This is a genomic window from Lentibacillus kimchii, from assembly GCF_055381965.1.
Genome location: NZ_AP043934.1, coordinates 369,755 through 387,615, shown reverse-complemented (window position 1 = coordinate 387,615; position 17,861 = coordinate 369,755). Strand labels below are relative to the sequence as shown.

Genomic DNA, 17,861 nt, shown 5'->3' with positions numbered 1-17,861 from the left:
GATATGAGCGATTTTTTTCGTTTTAAAGTCATACTAAAACGGGTGTTATTTTGTATACTAATTGCATTGTTATTTCGCCTTTTCTCCACAGTAAGTGAACTACTTACTGTAAAGAAGGAGCTTTTTACTTAATAATGTGATTTGCTGCTTGGGCGTTTTTGATAATTGCCTTTGCGATTGTTGCGTCCGCCCTGGTTGCGGCCTCCCTGGTTACGTCCGCTCTGTCCGCGTTTCCCGTAGTATTTCTTATTGGGTGGTCCGCCTTTTTTATTTTTGCCCTGCTGTCCTTTTTTGACACTGATGGGCTGAATAGACGATATGTTGACCGGTATATTGCGGCGTTCTTTCGTCATCATTTTAAGGGCAGCTGCCACAACTGTTTTCGAATCATAGTCCTGCAGCAATTCGCTGGCGGTCTCATAATAATCTTCCAGCGGCTGTTTTTCAATATTCTTCCGCATCTTATCAGCTGCTGCCTGCTGCTGACCGCGTTTTGCTTCCTGATTCGTCGGCGGTGCCATCCGCTGAATTTTACTTTTGGTCACTTTTTCAATGACATTCAAATGTGCCATTTCCCGCGGTGTTATAAACGATACCGCTTCACCAGTACGGCCTGCTCTGCCGGTACGTCCGATACGATGAACATAGCCTTCCGGATCCTGCGGGATATCAAAGTTGTAGACATGCGTCACACCGGAAATATCCAGTCCGCGGGCCGCGACATCCGTCGCCACCAGTACGTCGACACGGCTGTTTTTAAATTTATTCAGTACATTCATCCGTTTGCCCTGCGTGAGGTCGCCATGAATCCCTTCCGCGCGGAAACCTCTTGTCTGCAAGCCATCGGCAATTTCGTCAACCCGCTTTTTGGTGCGGCAGAAAACGATGGCAAGCTGGGGCGAATAATAATCCAAATGATTGGTCAGCGTATCAAATTTCTGTTTTTCAGGAATTTCGATGAAGTACTGATCAATGTTTTCAACGGTCATTTTTTTCTCTTTCATCTTGACCTCTGTCGGGTCATTCATCAAGTTTGTCGCGATATCACGGATTTCCTTTGGCATCGTTGCTGAAAATAGCAGGGTCTGCCGTGTATCCGGTATGTTTTTCAGAATATCACGAATGTCTTCGATGAAGCCCATATCGAGCATTTCATCCGCTTCGTCCAGAACGGTCGTCTTAATATCGGCCGTACGGATCGTATTGCGCCGTATATGGTCAAGCAGCCGGCCGGGTGTTGCAACAACAATGCTTGGACCATCTTTCAGAGCGCGGATTTGCCGTCCCATTGGCTGGCCGCCATAGACCGACATCGACCGGACACCTTTTGCTTGTCCCAGACGATTGATCTCTTCTGCTACCTGAACAGCCAGCTCACGTGTTGGCGCGATAATAAGTCCCTGAATTTTTCGCTGAGACGGGTCAATTTTTTCGATCATCGGAATGCCGAAAGCGGCCGTCTTCCCTGTTCCTGTCTGTGCCTGGCCGATAACATCCTGACCCTGCATAGCAAGGGGGATGGTCTCAGCCTGAATTGACGTTGATTCTTCAAAACCCATTTTCTCCAAAGATTTCATAATAGGCTGTGATATATTAAGTTCTTTAAATGTGGTCACCTTATAACTCTACTCCTTTAATTCAAATGTACGGTTTGATGGTTGATCAGTGCTGGCAAATCCCAGCTGTTCGCCTCGCATCATCCCGCGTACAACGGAAGTGTTCATAAGGTCAACCATCATTAGACGTTAGTGTTTGTAAAAAAAGCTTTTCCGTTTATGGAAAAACTTTGCACGAAAACTCATCCATGTAAAGCCGTCAGTTAATCATAACACAGTTATTGCAATAATATCCACTCTTTCATATGATTTTTTATGTTTAACATGGTAAAATAAACAGGATTCGTCATTGAACAAGTCTAAAGGAGGCTCATTATGCGTATCCCTCCGATTAATCCATATGTCGCGGTGGTTATTGGTGTGGCATCGGTGTCGACATCTGCGGTGCTCGTTAAACTTGCTGATCAGGCGCCTTCTGCCATCATTGCCAATCACCGTCTGCTTTTAGCAGTCATCATCATGGCACCTTTCGTCCTGCTAAAAAGCCGGCACGAATTTCAGCTGATTCGTAAATTGGACTGGCTGCTGTCAGCTCTTGCCGGCATCTTCCTGGCGTTTCACTTTATTTTCTGGTTCGAGTCACTGGACTATACATCTGTTGCCAGCTCTGTCGTCCTCGTGACATTGCAGCCGATATTTGCCTTTTTAGGAACCTATCTGTTTTTTAAAGAACGGTTTTCCTATGGGGCTATCATCAGTATGATCATTGCTTTACTGGGAAGCGTCATTATCAGCTGGGGCGATTTTCAGGTAAGCGGCATTGCTTTGTTTGGTGACATACTCGCGCTCTTAGGGGCTGTTTTGATTACGGGTTACTTCCTCATGGGTCAGCAAGCCAGAAAACATCTGTCACTGATGACATATACATTTATTGTGTACGGCATCAGTTCGCTGACGCTGATTATATATAATCTGTTTGCCGGCAACGCCTTTTTCGGTTACCCTGCCGATCACTGGCTTGTGTTTTTGGGTCTGGCCATCTTTCCGACCTTCCTTGGTCACAGTCTGTTTAACTGGGCCTTGAAGTGGCTGAGCACGTCCACGATCTCGATGGGGATTGTCTTCGAGCCGGTGGGTGCATCCATTCTTGCCTATTTCGTCTTGGGTGAGACGATTACCTGGTCGCAGTGGCTCGGCGGTTCCATCGTTCTGTTCGGTTTATTTTTATTCATCATGAGCACAACCAAAAAACGCAAGGTCACATTATCCGAACGGAACTGAGACAAGCATCCTTCCCCAAATGGCCATCTTTTTCAGCAATTTGGGACATTTTTGCTTCCCATCATCTCCAAACCTGATATAATAAGAACACAACTGACCAGGATTGGGGGAGACTATGCCTATTCAATTAATGACTGATGGCGGGGCGGATATTCCTGAACGGCTCAGCCATGAACTGGCCATTCGCACCGTCCCGTTATATTTGCATTTCGGGACTGAGGAATACAAATCCGACGCGCTGATTAATGGGAAAACATTTAATCAAACGATGGCTGAATCGGACAAAGTGCCGCAGTCATCCGCAGCGAGCCCGCACGATTATTACCAGGCATTCAAACAAACAGATCCGGCTGACCCGATTATAATGCTCAGTCTGTCCCGAGGTCTGAGCACCACTTACGACAATGCTGTCCACGCTAAACAGATGCTTTTGGAAGAAGAACCGGACAGGCAAATCGAGGTCATCAATACCAAAACGGCATCCTGCGGCATCGCATTGCTGCTGCGTGAAGCCGGTACGAAACTAGAAGAACATTATTCGTATGACCAGCTAAGGCTGCATCTACATGAACGTGTTGAACAAACCAATACCCTGTTCGTGCTGAAAACACTGGAAAATCTGATCCTTGGCGGGCGTCTCAGCCGTGTCAAAGGAACCATTGCCAAAACACTCAGCATCAAAGCACTGATGAAGAGTGATGCCAATGGTGCGATTGCGGTATCGGAGAAAGTACGTGGTGACAAAAAAGCCATTCGCCGGTTTATCGAACAGATTGGCGAGTCTATGAAGCATGCTGAAGGCAAAATGCTGACTATGTCACATTACCGCACGGAGGAACGGGCTAAAAGTGTACTGGAACGAATAAAACAGACGTATCCTTTCAGCGACACGCATCTGGCAGAAATGAGCCCCGTCATTGCCACACACGCAGGTGAAGGCGGCTTAGTCATTTCCTTTTTTAAAGACTGAGACAGCAAAAAAGGAGGAAGCTGTCGTGAGCTTCCTCCTTTTTTAGCCATTCAGAAATCTGTACACCATTCGGTTCAGGATGGCACAATCATCACCTAGACAGAGCATATGGCCGGATTGATCAAACAGCACGATTTTCTTTTGCTCTGAGGCAATTTTCTTATCCATGTAGTAGCCTGTTTGGTAGGGAACGATGATATCCTGCTGTCCATGTGCGATTAAGACAGGTGACATTACCTTACCTAAAAATTGGCGGGTAAACCTGACAAGTTTCAGAAATTCAATGTTGGCTTTCAGGGGGACCGTTCCCCATTTATACTTCGAATACAGATAAAGCCTGTTTTGCTCAATATTCCCCTTGAAGCCGTCGGCCGCAATGCCTCTAAGATCCTTCATAACCTTTCGGAACGCTAAATATTTACCTGATGGTGCCAGCAGGACCAATTTGGCAACCATATGTTTTGAAGCCAGGTAGGCTGCAATCATGCCACCCATGGAGAACCCGATCAGATAAATCGTGTCAGCTTTTTCCTCCAGCTGTTTCAAAGCATTTTCAGCTGCTGCCAGCCAATGCTGATATGTGACATACTTCAATGTCAGTTCAAGCCCGTGCCCCGGCAGTGTGGGAACATCCACCTGCCAGTCCGTGTGTTCCCGTAAGTAATCAGCCAAAGGAGCCACCTCATACGGACTCCCTGTATAGCCATGTACGATTAAACATCCGATCATCATCGTTCGTCTCCTTAACACCGCTATACCTTTATTTTCTCGATTTGCAATGCCTTTATGCGCGAACAGATCATAACCGCTATGTGGCCTGTTTCAATTATCATCAGCCCGGCAAATAACCGGACGGAGAGCGTTCGCAGAAAGTATTCAGAGAGGATAATTTAGGATGAAATGGCAGTAACAAATGAAGCAGATTTATCCGGCATGCATCACACACTTTCATATTTAATGTATGCAAACGAATAAAATGTGTGCCGATCATTAATTGCCGTCAAAATGCCGGTGTGACTGATAATGATCTGCGATACCTAATTTATGCTTAATTTTATTAATCTGCATTCCTAATACGGGATCATCATCGACATACGTAACAGGCGTCCCGAACACGCCCTGTTCATGCAGCTGGTCCAGATATTCAGGATGGTCGGTAACATTTTTCGCCTGATAGACAATAGCCGCCTCGGATAAGTCATCGACCAGTTTGCTGCACCGCGGGCTGTTGCTGCTGATATAAACAACCACTTCCTGCTGTTGCATTGCTCATTCACCTCTGGTCCTTTAGTATGAATGTAACCAATACTTTCATACCCGCCAGCTTGTCAATTTAAACGTATCCTGTGAATCATCTATTCGAATAAACACATTTAACAGTCAGCAGCTTAGGTTAACGCTTCCCATAATGGCTGTTTAGGCTTAAAATAACGTTAGGAGGGAGATTTCATGCTTGCAATTGACCACATTGTCATCGCTGCCAAAAATCCAGAGAAAGCAGCAGAAAGGTTTGCACAGGACCACGGTGTTACGATTACGGAAGGCGGAAAACATACAAGCTGGGGAACGTACAACTATCTCGCTTTTTTCCGCAATGACTGCTATATTGAATGGCTCGGTATTTTCGACGAAGCAACTGCAGCGAGAGCTGACAACCCATTAGTCCATTTACTGTTCCAAAGGTTAGCAGAGGGGCAGGAAGGGCCGATTCAGTATGCCCTTAGGACGCAGGATATGGACGACGCTGTGGAAAATCTTAAACAGGCGGGGATGCCATACACCGGTCCTATTCCCGGCAGCCGCAGCAGACCTGATGGCAGCCTGCTGGAATGGCAAATGCTGTTCCCCGAAGCGGAGATGGAGATACTGCCTTTCTTGATTGAATGGAGTGACGGAAGCAACACACCCGAGGATTCGGGACTCATTAATAATAAGACGATCCGCAAACTCGCGGTTCCGGTAACAGACCTTAACACATTTTCAGCGATTTATCAGATAACATTCAATGATCATATAGCCCACCTGGAAAATGCAGACTTACAGCATTCAAAAGATGTGCGTTATATCATTACATAGGCTAAAAGAGAGCGTTCCCGGACGGGATACGCTCTCTGACAAGCATTGATCAAACGTTTGTTTAACTGCCCCGTGCTAGGCCAGCTGCTGCTCCAAAAAGCTGCTGACAGACTCGGGTGTTTTGGTATCGGCACTGTGCTGATGGCCTATCTTCTCGCCCTTTTGGAAAACCAGGATGCTCGGAATACCCATCACATCGTATTTTTCGCCAATGCCTTCGACTTCATCGGTATTGATTTCATACCATTCATAGCTATCGAAGTCCTCCATCACATCCCCGATGAACATGTTCATGCGTTTACAATCCGGGCACCAGTCTGCGAAAAATTTGATGATAACCGGCTTCTCAGACTGAATGATCTCATTAAATTGTGCTTCCGTATCAATGTGTTTCATATGTCACTCCCCCTTAAATGATTCTGCTCTCATTGTAACGATTTCTCGTCCCCATGTCTTCCAGTTTGTTCAGGCTTTATATTCGAGCCGTCCCAGCAAAGCAGCAGCTGCCAGCCCGACTGCAAACGTTATAATACTGGTTATCACAGATGCCGCTCCGGCCGGCCAGCCTGGAAACACGACAAAGACAGAACCGATCACCATGCCAATCACAACCGCAAACATACCTGTATAAAAGTTGTTTAAAAAGTAGCTGACAATCTTGGTCATCAGGACGATCCCAATCACAATGCCTGCACCTGTCACAGCTAAAACATCAAGCTGCAGTTGACTGACAGCACCCATGACGGTCGCAAATGTACCCAGGATCATAAACATCAGTGAGCCGCTGATGCCTGGCAAAACAAGCGCACTGCTGGCAACAACCCCAGAAAAAAACAGTCTGATATAAGCTGCCGACGACAGGTTTTCTATAATATCTCCCCTAGTGGGGTCCAGAAAGCCTAATAACCCGACGAACACAACGCTTGCGATAAGCAGCAAATAATGCTGTATCTGAAATGGCGTTTTAGCCTCTGCTTTATTAAACAGAAAAGGCAACACGCCTAAGATAAGCCCTAAAAAGAAAAATTGGATCGGTCCTGGATACGTTTTAAACAGCCACGTGATAATATGACTCAACGAAAAGATGGCTGCTGCGATTCCAAGACCCAGCGGGATTAAAAAACCAAGCTGCTTTTTCCAGTCTTTACTCAAAAAACCATTAATAGCGGCAATCAGCTGGTCATAAATGCCAAGCACAACAGCAATCGTGCCACCACTGACACCCGGAATCGTATCGCTTGCACCCATCAGCATACCGCGGTAAATATTCTTCCATTCCATCCTTAAAAATCTCCCCCATCAGCGACTCTGCTAATCATCATAGACTTATCATATCAAATGATGTCTGTAAATCCCATCATTTTTATAAGCAGTCGTTCGCCAGTGACCAGACAGCCCCTCAGTCAAACTGATGTTTTTTCTTCAAGTCATCCGGTGCTGTCTTAACCATTCGCTGCAGCAAAAAAACGGCAACAGTTATATCATCAACAGCCCCAACAGGAAAAAGAAAATCCGGAATCAAGTCAAACGGCATGACGCTATAGCCAATTATCAGCACAGCATATAACAGCTTTGTTGTTTTTTTGATATGGTTTGTGCGGAAAAAATCAACCAGAAAGGGAATGGATTTATGAAACGTGAATAAGAAGCGGAGCCGTTTTAATCGCTTTATCATAAACGAACCCTGCCTTTATCGTAAAAAAACTGGCAACAGCATACCCGCCATTGCCAGTTGATAGCTTGCACAATCAGCTTGATTGCGATTTTTTGTTCTGTTTCTGACGTACGTTACCATCCAGGACTTTCTTACGCAGGCGGATTGATTCAGGTGTGACCTCGCAATACTCGTCTTCGGCAATGTATTCAATTGCTTCTTCGAGTGACATGTCACGCGTTTTCTTGATTTTTGCCGTCTGGTCCTTGGACGATTCGCGCACGTTCGTTAAATGTTTTGCTTTCGTGATGTTAACTGTTAAATCATTTTCCCGGCTATGCTCGCCAACGATCATACCACCGTAGATATCTGTGCCTGGCTCAACGAAAATCACGCCGCGACCTTCCAGCTGCATGATGCTGTAAGTTGTTGCTTTGCCATCTTCCTGAGAGACAAGCACGCCCTCACGGCGGCCGCCGGTATAGCCTTTGACAAGCGGCTGGAACGAGTCGAACGTATGGTTAATAATACCATAGCCGCGTGTCAGCGTCATGAACTCAGTTGGATAGCCAATCAGACCACGGGATGGCACCTTAAATTCAATGCGCACCTGGCCATTGCCCTGGTTAACCATATCGAGCATTTCACCTTTACGTTCGCCCAGGGATTCCATGACAGGACCGGTATAATCTTCGGGCACATCAACTTGAACGTGCTCCATCGGTTCACATTTAACCCCGTCAATTTCCTTGATGATCACCTGTGGCTTGGAAAGCTGCAGTTCATAGCCTTCACGGCGCATATTTTCAATTAAAATCGACAGGTGCAGTTCACCGCGGCCTGAGACAGTCCAGGCATCCGGCGTCTCCGTTGGCTGCACATCCAGACTGACATCCGTCTCCAACTGCTTATACAGACGCTCTTCAATCTGCCGGGAGGTGACATATGTGCCTTCCCTGCCGACAAACGGACTGTTGTTCGTGACAAAGGTCATTTGCAGAGTTGGCTCATCAATATGCAGAATTGGCAAAGCCTCCGGATGCTCTGGCGGACAGATCGTCTCACCGACATTAATGTCATCGATACCGGAAATAGCCACAATGTCACCGGCTTTTGCCTGCTGAATTTCGATACGCTTCAGGCCAATGAACCCGAACAGCTTGCTGATGCGGAACCGTTTCTCAGAACCGTCTTTTTTCAGGACGACAACCTGATCGCCCACACTGATTGTTCCGCGTACAACACGGCCAATGCCGATACGGCCAATATAATCGTTATAATCAAGCAAAGTTACCTGAAACTGCAAAGGCTCATCCTGCGTATTGACCGGTGCAGGAATATGATTCATAACAGCAGAGAAAACCGGCTCCATCGTCTCTTCCTGCTTATCCAGATCTGACTCTGTGCTGGATGTCCCGTTTATGGCGGATGCATAAACAACAGGGAATTCCAGCTGCTGTTCATCAGCTCCCAATTCGATAAACAAGTCCAGAACCTCATCAATTACTTCGTCCGGACGCGCATTAGGACGATCGATTTTATTCAGAGCAACGATCGGTGTCAAATTCTGTTCCAGTGCTTTTTTAAGCACAAAACGTGTCTGCGGCATGCTGCCTTCATAGGCATCAACCACTAGCAGAACACCATCCACCATTTTCATAATCCGTTCCACTTCACCACCGAAGTCCGCGTGACCCGGTGTATCCAGGATATTAATGGTTGTATCACCATATTTAATTGCCGTGTTCTTCGACAGAATCGTAATCCCGCGTTCCCGCTCAAGATCGTCCGTGTCCATGGCGCGGTCATCCACTTGTTCATGCTGCTGAAATGTTCCCGAATACTTCAGCATCTGGTCAACAAGTGTTGTCTTACCATGGTCAACGTGCGCGATAATAGCGATGTTACGTAAATCATCTCGTAGTTCCATAAGACAACGCTCCTCATAATAGCTAATTCAAACTATCCCATTATAGCATAGATTCAGACTTAGGCAAAGTAATCATAAATCTGGCGCCACCCAGCTGGGCATTTTCTACCGTTATATCGCCGCCGGACTGCTCGACAACCGCCCGTGCAATTGCCAGGCCAAGGCCTGTTTCACCGCTTTTCCCTTTCACAAAGCGATGAAATATATGCGGCATAAAATCCTCAGGTATACCTTCCCCATCATCAGCAATACTAATCATCTGAGTTTCAACCGTGATGGAAACCTGCGAATGAGCATGCCGGATCGCATTAAATGTAACATTTAACAGCGCCTGCAGCAGTTTTTCCGAATCAGCCAAAAAGACGCTGTCATCATTAACGTGGTGCGTCAGCTCAACATTCTGTTCATTCATCAACGGTAAAGCACGATCGGTCACCTGGTCAATAATATCAGCCGCCCGGATCTTCTCAGGCTGATACGTCGCCTGGTCACTGTCCAGTTTAGCCAGCAGAATCATTTCATTAATAATTGTTTTAAGCCGGCCGACTTCTGTTACCATCAGTTCCAGTCCCTTTTCTTTTGCCTCTTCGTCAAAGACGCCATCACGAATACCTTCCGCATATCCCTGAATCGTCATCAGCGGTGTTTTCAGCTCATGGCTCGCATTCTGGAAAAAAGCCTGCTGTGATTTCATATAACGTTCAAGTTCTGTGGCCATGTCATAAACGCTCTGTTCCACCTCTTTAATTTCACCGGTGGCTCTTACACGCTGGACGTCATCAAACTGCCGTTTTTCAATCTTTTTGAGCTGTTTTTTCAGTTGCGTAAGCGGCGTCACCAGTTTTCTGGTTAACAGATAACTAAGCAGAACAGCCGCGATAGTACCAATAAGAAACACAATAAGCAAACGTCTGAAGAAATCCTGCTGAACAGCCTGCAGATCCGTTAGAGGCGTCAGCAAAATCAGCTCCATGGATGTCCGCTCCGGTGACAGCAAAATACGGGAGGTAACAAATTTTTTATTGCCTGCTTCCCATAAATCTTCCTGGTTATTGGCAAAATAATCATGGGCTAAAAAACTTTTCACATACTGATCCGGCATCGTGGACATGATCACACCATTTTTCTGACGGTCATAGAGAAACAGCTGCAGATCCTGCTCTTGTAAAAACTGACTGAAATCGTCAATGCCTTCCTGCGATGAGTGCTGGTTGTTCAGCACCTGCACGAGCAACTGACCTTTTTGGTCCAGTTCCGACCGTTCGTTATCAATCAGCGTTCCTAAAATCATGGAATAAATGACATAGCCTGCCACAGTCAGAATAACAAGAAGCAGAATCGTAAAGGCCCAATTCAGCTGTGACTGCAGTTTCATAGCGACTCCTCATCTTGACGCAGCCGGTAGCCGTAACCCCATACCGTCTCCAGTGGGATGCCATGAAGCTTTTTCCGGATGCGTTTCACCAGATCATCAACAGCACGGTCACTGCCAAAATAATCCTCGCCCCAAATATTCGTGAGCAATTCTTCCCGCGGATAGGCCCGATTAGGATGCCGGGCCAGCAGCAGCAGCATATCGAATTCCTTGGTGGTGATATCCTTTTCCTCGCCCTGCCAAAAAATCCGGCGGTCGGATTCATGGATCAGTAAATCACCTGACTTGAGCCGGTCGTCAGGTGTGTGACCTGATTCCTCGTGACTGGTACGCTTCAGGACACGTTTAACACGTGCAACCAATTCCCGCGGACTGAACGGTTTCGTTAAGTAATCATCACCGCCCAGCTCAAGACCAAGGATTTTATCAATTTCCTCATCTTTGGCTGAGATGATAATAATCGGCACATCACTTTCCTGCCTTATTTTTTTACAAAATTCATAGCCATCCATCCCTGGCAGCATAATATCCAGAACCCACATATCCGGCTGCCGGGTTTCCCACAGCTCCCATGCGTCTTCCGCAGAGTCCATTGCCGTAATTGTGAAACCTTCTTTTTCTAAATAGGCTTTGACGATATCCTGAATGTTTGCATCATCTTCTACCACACCAATATGATGAGTCATAGGCGGTTCCTCCAACATTTTATAAATTTAGGATTGATTCGGCTAAAAAACGGGAATAGATCACCAAAGCTGATTATTTACACATTTTTGCCGTAATTATACCAAAAAACAACCAAATGTTATGGTTATAATAACACTTGAAATCATCATAACGTAACGAGGTGAGCTAGTCATGGATAACAAATATAATGACAACGACCAAACAAATCATTATGAGAACGACGGCCAGCAGGATCCACCAGAATACGAATCGAACGAATCAGACGAGTCAAATGAATCAAGCCGGCGGGCGGACCCTGAAAACACAGGTATTACACAAAATGCCAGACAAAATGCCCAAAACAGCCAGCCCAACAAGCCAAAACAGCGCAAATCCAGCAACAATCTGCTCAGCGGCATCTTAGGCGGCATCGTATCAGCGGTCATTATCGCTGTACTGTTTGCAACAAATATTATACCAACCGGCGGCAACAATCAGGCAGCCTCCACCAGCACAAACAGCAGCCAGGCCTCTGAATCAGCAAAAGTGGCCAAAACCATTACCTCTGACGGTGCTGCTACAGCCAAAAACATGGATGAGGCAGCCGATGCGGTCGTTGGCGTTACCCGCAAGCAGCAGACAAGTGTTTGGGAACCCAGCAAAAAATCTGGAACAGGCTCAGGCATCATCTATAAAAAAGAAGATGGCAATGCCTATGTTGTCACAAACAATCACGTTGTCGAAGGCGCTCAGGAAGTGGACATCACCCTCAACAATGAAGAACAGCTTGATGCCAAGGTTCTGGGCGCCGACAACTTAAGTGATTTGGCTGTTCTGAAAGTTGACGGGTCGAAAATCGATACCGTTGCCAACCTCGGATCATCCGATGACATGAAAGTCGGGGACACTGTTGTAGCCATCGGCAACCCGCTCGGAATGGAATTTGCGAACACGTTAACGAAAGGGATCGTCAGCGGTCTTAATCGTTCAGTCAGCATGGATACAAGCGGAAACGGCCAGCCCGACTGGGTTACGCAAGTCATTCAGACAGATGCTGCTATCAACCCAGGCAACAGCGGCGGTGCCCTGGTCAACAAAGATGGCAAGGTTATCGGCATCAACTCGATGAAAATCGCTAAAACCACTGTAGAAGGAATTGGCTTTGCGATTCCAATTGACAGTGCGAAACCAATGATAGAACAGCTTGAAAAAGAGGGCAGCATCTCCCGGCCATTCATTGGTGTCAGCACAGCATCCATTAATCAGGTGCCGCCACGCTATCGTGATAAGATTCAAGTACCCAAAAAAGCTAAAGACGGCATGGTCGTAGCGAAAGTTGATTCTGGTTCTCCAGCTGATAGCGCGGGCTTGAAGCAGTTCGATGTGATTACGAAAATCAATGGCAATAAGATTAAAAACTTATTGGACTTACGAAAGTATTTATATAACAAAGCAGATGTCGGCGATACTGCAAAACTGCAAATTTACCGTAATGGTGAAGCGCAAAAAGTGTCACTCAAGCTTGCTGAACGAGAGCAGACACAGCAACAGGCGCAGCAACAGCAGCAACAGCAACAACAGCCGCAAAAGCGGCGGCAGCTACCATAATGAGCAGCAGTCCAATGCGTATCCAGCTATGACAAAGAGGCTGGGACAAAACGAAAGCGACTAACTCAAGCGTCGAACAATGCTCCGATTCAGCGGAGGAAAAGACGGAGACTCCTGCGGGAGCAAAGGATAGGTGAGACCCCGGAGCGCGCCGGCGCTTCGGAGGCTCACCAGCCGCCCGCGGAAAGCGACGTCTTTCTCCGGAGCGGTTCAGTCACGCAAGTGGTTCGCATTTTTGTCCCAGCCTCTTCATTTTTATAAACATGTTAAACTGGATAAGATGGTGATCAGCACGTATACTGGCAGTGAACCTGTATCCTGATAAATGTTACAAGAAATGGAGGTGACGATATGCATTGTCCCTCGTGCGGTCAATATGTTACAAATGGTCAGTTCTGTACAAATTGCGGCACCAGCCTCACGCAGCCTGAGGAAAGCACCGAACACGTAAATAAAGCTGAAGAATACAAAACGTCACCTGAGGAGGCGACCAGCAGTCCACCTTCCCCGTCTGAAGCGTTTGGGGAAAAGATCAAACGGACAAGCGGTGATTTCGGGCATTTCCTGGCGACACTCATTCAAAAACCGAGCGAAGCCAGACGAGCGAACCAGTCAGATATGATATCCGGCATCATCACCATGGTTCTGTTTGCCCTGCTGCTGGCCTTCAGTTATTTAGCTGTACTCAATACCATACCAACAGGGTTTTATGGGCCTATGTTATTCATAGACGGGTTTCTATTGCCTTTTATAACGATTCTCCTGCTGGAATTTTTAATTGCCGGCCTCACCTTTGCTGGTGCCCGACTGGCCGTTCAGCGGTCGACTTTTTCCGTTGTCATCGCCAAATACGGTGCTTATTTAGTCCCGTTCGGCCTTTTATTTATTATAAGTCTTATTCTGTTTTTAATTGGCATTCCCATATTTGCTGGAATTCTGGTCCTGATCAGTCTGCTGGGATTTCTGCTGATAGCACCAGCCTTTATCTTTATGGAACATGCCCCGGATGGATTCGACCGGATTTACGTCCTGATCGGACTCTTTATCATCGTTATGCTGGTATTCAGCCTGTTTGTCCAATCATTTCTGGCCTCCGTTTTGAGCAGTATCACGAATTCCTTCTTCAACGGCTAACTAACAGATAAAAAAACGCCCTGCGCTGCAGTCCTTTTGCAAGACCAACAGCACAGGGCGCTTTTTTAAGCACCGAAGAAAAAGTCAAATATATTGCCAGCAGTTGTACTCTGTTTGTTGTAAAATTCAGAGTATCCGCAGTTTTTGCATGAAACCACAACGAACTGGTTGCTCTGCACATCAAACATTTTGGAGAGGCCTGTCCCCGTCATGGCGACGTCTTTCTGTTCAGCATCCCTGCTGCCGCATTTAACACAGCCGCGATTCTCCTCCACGGTCATCATCTCCCTATAGGGGCGCCAATGGTATGGGCGGCCCTTTAGATTTGAATCAGTAATGATTATAACTGTCTGTCCGCCCCGCGTCTTCGTAGTCCTGATGATTCGGGGTTACACCTGTGAAATGGCCTTCCTGATCAGCGGCCAAAAAACTTTCTTCATCTGTTACACTGCCGACGCGTTCATCACTGTTAACATACATGGCATCATAATCTTCCTGGTCACCGTAGAAGTCAGATGCCGTCTCCGATGTACCATACTGGCTTACATCCTGCCACGCATCTTCAGCATCATAGCCAGTTTGATTTATCCCGGAAACGCCTCCAGGATTAAGATTAGGACTGAACACATCCTCCTCAACAGGCCGGTCATCCTTTTCCAGGTTATTTGCCTGGTCGGCATGTTCATAGCAGTGATCAGCTGTCGGCATAGCCTCGAGGCGCTCAAATGGAATATCCACACCACATTCCCGGCAAATGCCATAAGTGCCATCTTCAATGGCATGCAAAGCTGCATTGATGTCCTGCAGTTCTTGTTCCGCATGGTCATTAAGTGCTATATCTTTGCCCCGTTCAAACATTTCTGTTCCCATATCACCAGGATGATTATCATAATTGGATAGTTCATCCATTGATTCTTTAGCCAGTTCAAGCGAGGTCCCAAAGTGGTCCTGCACCTGCCTGATTAATGTATCCTGCCGTTTGGTCAGGGTATCTTTTAACGCTTGTTGCTGCTGTCTCGTCATCATAGATGTCAGTCTCCATTCCTAAAAAAGTGTGCATTTTTCATAAAAGGAATCACTAATCATACTATGTGACGATACAGATGATTGATACTTTATTTCTGTTCCCAAATCATGTCAACATGGGAAATGCCGCTGTCGAGATAAGCATCCGATAGTTGCCGGAAATCAAGTTCCCCGTAAAAGGACTTTAAATGTGTTTGAGCGCTTAATTTAATAACTGGCTCATGCCACTGACCGGCGATATAGTGCATTGCTTTTTGCATGATTCTGCGCCCATAACCGCCACCCCGGTATTCCGGAGCAACCACAACCCTTCCGATGGATGGCTCTTTAAAAGCCGTATCGCGTGGAAGGAGCCGGACATTAGCGACGATATCACCATCGTCTTCAGCAAAATAATGAAGCGCCTGGCGGTCGTAATCATCGAGCTCAGAATACGCACACGCCTGTTCTACAACGAAAATATTCACCCGCAATTTCATCAGAGCGAATAATTCGTCATTCGTCAATTCCTGAAATGATTTAACATGCCAATTCATTCGTTAGCACTTCCCCATTTCCAGTTTACAGTCGGTTTCTGCATCAATCAATCAGTACGTTTTTGTTTATCAGCATCGATGACTTCCTGCACAACAAACGCCAGATCATCATTCTCAAACAGCTGCAGAATGTTAAGCACAGTTGCATCAGCAATGGTCTCGGACTCCTGTTTAGGGACCGTGAGTTCCAGAGCATCCTGCAAAGCCTGATTGGCCAGTTGTCCAGGGTATGCACGTTCATATAAAGTTTCCGGATCACGGTCACGGTTAATGCACCACTGTGCATACACGAGAATCATCATTTTTTCATCCTGCTGAAAATTGGCAATAACCTGCTGTTCGATATCTTGCTTGTCCATACGTTTTGCACACCTTTCATAGTCTCGTCACCTGCAAGAGGACTGTCATTGCTGCAGAACGCCGCCTTTTTATGACGATCGTGATGTCTTTAAACAAAAATGGTTTATCCCACGGATGAGATAAACCATTTTATGGATTACTATTTATTGACGACGAGTGACGTTTGCAGCTTGTGGGCCGCGGTCACCTTCAACGATTTCGAATTCAACCGTTTCTCCGTCTTCAAGGGTTTTGAAACCTTCTTGATTAATCGCTGAGAAGTGAACGAAAACATCGTCACCATCTTCGCGTTCAATAAAGCCATACCCTTTGTCGGCGCTAAACCATTTTACTGTACCGGTCATCATACTAAACGACCTCCCTTATCCAAATATGTGCAAATCCATTGAACGAAATACTTACACCACTTGTTCAAAAGAGATCGTAAAGTATTACTAATTTCAATTTCCTTTGCTATTTTTCATTGTACGCCCATTTTAGCTAAAATGCAAGGAGCATCACAAAGAAAGTTTTTAGTTTCTTAAATAGCCGCCACTGGCAAATCCCATCGAATCATGATAAAATACCCTTCTGCAAGATTATAATAAGTTATCCACTGCATTTGTATCTTGCAAATACAAAATGAAGGTGGTATTAACATGACAGCAGACCAGACTTATCAAGTGCTGCTTTATTACAAGTTTACCCCGATTGACGACCCTGTAACCTTTTCAGAGGAGCATTTGGCCTTCTGTCAGGAACTGGGGCTTAAAGGACGCATTCTTGTTGCGGATGAAGGACTGAACGGAACCGTATCCGGGACAGTCGAACAGACGGAACAATACATGGAAGCCATGCATCAGGATCCGCGTTTTGCGGACATGACGTTTAAGATTGATGCGCATGACGGGCATGCCTTTAAAAAAATGCATGTGCGGCATCGTCAGGAAATCGTCAGCATGAAAATGAATGAAGATGAGGATATCAGTCCACTGGAAGAAACTGCTGAGTTCCTCTCGCCGAAAGAATTTTATGACGCGATGCAGGAAGAGGAAACAGTCATTCTGGATGCCCGGAATGATTATGAATATGACCTCGGCCACTTTCGCGGTGCCATCCGGCCGGATATTAATGCTTTCCGTGAACTGCCCGACTGGATCCGCAACAATAAAGAGCAGCTGAAAGATAAAAAAGTGCTCACTTATTGCACAGGTGGCATCCGCTGTGAGAAATTTACCGGCTGGCTGATGGAAGAAGGCATCCAGAATGTCGGACAGCTTGACGGCGGCATTGTCAGTTACGGCAAAGACCCGGAAGTCCAGGGCGACCTCTGGGACGGCAGATGCTATGTGTTTGATGAACGCATTTCGGTGCCCATTAATCAGAACGAGCATGTTGTTGTCGGTCGGGACCACTTTGACGGCCAGCCTTGCGAACGTTATGTCAACTGCGCCAACCCGCCGTGCAACAAACAGATTATCTGCTCAGAGGAAAATGAGCATAAATACATGCGCGGCTGCACCCATGAGTGCCGCATCAGCCAGGAAAACCTGTATGTACGGGAGCACCATTTGTCCCAGGACGAGATTAGCCGCAGACTCGCGGTTATTGAAGAAGAAAAACAGACCAAACAAGAAGCTTAATCTACAGAACAAATCGGCATTCTGATCATGCCGATTTGTTTTTTATACGGACAGGTGATAAGAATAT

20 protein-coding genes are annotated in these 17,861 nt (G+C 46.4%); 6 read left to right on the top strand and 14 right to left on the bottom strand.

Going from position 1 to position 17,861, the window contains the following annotated elements; translation table 11 throughout:
- Positions 1-128: 128 nt before the first annotated feature.
- Positions 129-1,616 carry a degradosome RNA helicase CshA gene (locus ACZ444_RS02430; protein ID WP_382358396.1) on the bottom strand — a complete coding sequence of 496 codons (1,488 nt, stop codon included), beginning with the start codon at positions 1,614-1,616 and terminating at the stop codon, positions 129-131.
- 315 nt (positions 1,617-1,931) lie between these two features.
- Between ACZ444_RS02430 and ACZ444_RS02425 the strand changes: the two genes are divergently transcribed.
- Together ACZ444_RS02425 and ACZ444_RS02420 are read left to right on the top strand one after the other, a co-directional pair.
- Positions 1,932-2,837 (top strand): DMT family transporter, encoded by a 906-nt coding sequence (locus ACZ444_RS02425; RefSeq protein WP_382358395.1) that lies wholly within the window; start codon positions 1,932-1,934, stop codon positions 2,835-2,837.
- A gap of 115 nt (positions 2,838-2,952) precedes the next feature.
- Positions 2,953-3,807 carry a DegV family protein gene (locus ACZ444_RS02420; protein ID WP_382358394.1) on the top strand — a complete coding sequence of 285 codons (855 nt, stop codon included), beginning with the start codon at positions 2,953-2,955 and terminating at the stop codon, positions 3,805-3,807.
- Positions 3,808-3,849: 42 nt separating this feature from the next.
- Here the strand turns inward: ACZ444_RS02420 and ACZ444_RS02415 are convergent, their stop codons facing one another.
- Positions 3,850-4,539 (bottom strand): alpha/beta hydrolase, encoded by a 690-nt coding sequence (locus tag ACZ444_RS02415; protein ID WP_382358393.1) that lies wholly within the window; start codon positions 4,537-4,539, stop codon positions 3,850-3,852.
- A 258-nt stretch (positions 4,540-4,797) separates the two neighbouring features.
- Entirely contained in the window at positions 4,798-5,073 is a 276-nt protein-coding gene (locus ACZ444_RS02410) for a glutaredoxin family protein (protein ID WP_382358392.1), read from the bottom strand.
- Between the two features lie 183 nt (positions 5,074-5,256).
- Between ACZ444_RS02410 and ACZ444_RS02405 the strand changes: the two genes are divergently transcribed.
- The gene (locus ACZ444_RS02405; RefSeq protein ID WP_382358391.1) at positions 5,257-5,883 is read left to right on the top strand and encodes a VOC family protein; all 627 of its coding nucleotides are present in this window, start codon (positions 5,257-5,259) and stop codon (positions 5,881-5,883) included.
- 75 nt (positions 5,884-5,958) lie between these two features.
- Here ACZ444_RS02405 and ACZ444_RS02400 read toward each other — a convergent pair whose 3' ends face one another.
- From ACZ444_RS02400 to ACZ444_RS02375, 6 genes are all read right to left on the bottom strand, one after another.
- Complete coding sequence (locus ACZ444_RS02400; protein WP_382358390.1) at positions 5,959-6,279, bottom strand: thioredoxin family protein; 321 nt, start codon at positions 6,277-6,279, stop codon at positions 5,959-5,961.
- 69 nt (positions 6,280-6,348) lie between these two features.
- A complete protein-coding gene (locus tag ACZ444_RS02395; protein ID WP_382358389.1) occupies positions 6,349-7,164 on the bottom strand; it encodes a DUF368 domain-containing protein in 816 nt (271 codons plus the stop codon).
- Positions 7,165-7,282: 118 nt separating this feature from the next.
- A complete protein-coding gene (locus ACZ444_RS02390; protein WP_382358388.1) occupies positions 7,283-7,558 on the bottom strand; it encodes a YkvA family protein in 276 nt (91 codons plus the stop codon).
- 73 nt (positions 7,559-7,631) lie between these two features.
- The gene (gene typA, locus ACZ444_RS02385; RefSeq protein ID WP_382358387.1) at positions 7,632-9,467 is read right to left on the bottom strand and encodes a translational GTPase TypA; all 1,836 of its coding nucleotides are present in this window, start codon (positions 9,465-9,467) and stop codon (positions 7,632-7,634) included.
- 40 nt (positions 9,468-9,507) lie between these two features.
- The gene (locus ACZ444_RS02380; RefSeq protein ID WP_382358386.1) at positions 9,508-10,842 is read right to left on the bottom strand and encodes a sensor histidine kinase; all 1,335 of its coding nucleotides are present in this window, start codon (positions 10,840-10,842) and stop codon (positions 9,508-9,510) included.
- Positions 10,839-11,528 carry a response regulator transcription factor gene (locus ACZ444_RS02375; RefSeq protein WP_382358385.1) on the bottom strand — a complete coding sequence of 230 codons (690 nt, stop codon included), beginning with the start codon at positions 11,526-11,528 and terminating at the stop codon, positions 10,839-10,841. The genes ACZ444_RS02380 and ACZ444_RS02375 overlap by 4 nt, the downstream gene beginning before the upstream one ends.
- A gap of 172 nt (positions 11,529-11,700) precedes the next feature.
- On the opposite strand from ACZ444_RS02375, the gene ACZ444_RS02370 reads away from it, so the two are divergent.
- Together ACZ444_RS02370 and ACZ444_RS02365 are read left to right on the top strand one after the other, a co-directional pair.
- Positions 11,701-13,116 (top strand): S1C family serine protease, encoded by a 1,416-nt coding sequence (locus ACZ444_RS02370; protein WP_382358384.1) that lies wholly within the window; start codon positions 11,701-11,703, stop codon positions 13,114-13,116.
- A gap of 351 nt (positions 13,117-13,467) precedes the next feature.
- Positions 13,468-14,250, top strand: a complete 783-nt coding sequence (locus ACZ444_RS02365; RefSeq protein ID WP_382358383.1) for a hypothetical protein — start codon at positions 13,468-13,470, stop codon at positions 14,248-14,250.
- Between the two features lie 65 nt (positions 14,251-14,315).
- Here ACZ444_RS02365 and ACZ444_RS02360 read toward each other — a convergent pair whose 3' ends face one another.
- The 5 genes from ACZ444_RS02360 to ACZ444_RS02340 all read right to left on the bottom strand — a co-directional run bounded on the left by ACZ444_RS02360 (position 14,316) and on the right by ACZ444_RS02340 (position 16,516).
- On the bottom strand, positions 14,316-14,525 hold the full coding sequence (locus ACZ444_RS02360; RefSeq protein WP_382358382.1) for a zinc ribbon domain-containing protein: 210 nt from the start codon (positions 14,523-14,525) through the stop codon (positions 14,316-14,318).
- A 55-nt stretch (positions 14,526-14,580) separates the two neighbouring features.
- Positions 14,581-15,276 carry a TraR/DksA C4-type zinc finger protein gene (locus tag ACZ444_RS02355; RefSeq protein ID WP_382358381.1) on the bottom strand — a complete coding sequence of 232 codons (696 nt, stop codon included), beginning with the start codon at positions 15,274-15,276 and terminating at the stop codon, positions 14,581-14,583.
- An 89-nt stretch (positions 15,277-15,365) separates the two neighbouring features.
- Positions 15,366-15,812, bottom strand: coding sequence for a GNAT family N-acetyltransferase (locus ACZ444_RS02350; protein WP_382358380.1), 447 nt, complete (start codon positions 15,810-15,812; stop codon positions 15,366-15,368).
- 47 nt (positions 15,813-15,859) lie between these two features.
- On the bottom strand, positions 15,860-16,171 hold the full coding sequence (locus tag ACZ444_RS02345) for a hypothetical protein (RefSeq protein WP_382358379.1): 312 nt from the start codon (positions 16,169-16,171) through the stop codon (positions 15,860-15,862).
- A 144-nt stretch (positions 16,172-16,315) separates the two neighbouring features.
- Positions 16,316-16,516 (bottom strand): cold shock domain-containing protein, encoded by a 201-nt coding sequence (locus ACZ444_RS02340; protein WP_382358410.1) that lies wholly within the window; start codon positions 16,514-16,516, stop codon positions 16,316-16,318.
- Positions 16,517-16,810: 294 nt separating this feature from the next.
- Here ACZ444_RS02340 and trhO point away from each other — a divergent pair, with 294 nt between their 5' ends.
- The gene (gene trhO, locus ACZ444_RS02335) at positions 16,811-17,794 is read left to right on the top strand and encodes an oxygen-dependent tRNA uridine(34) hydroxylase TrhO (RefSeq protein ID WP_382358378.1); all 984 of its coding nucleotides are present in this window, start codon (positions 16,811-16,813) and stop codon (positions 17,792-17,794) included.
- Positions 17,795-17,861: the final 67 nt, after the last annotated feature.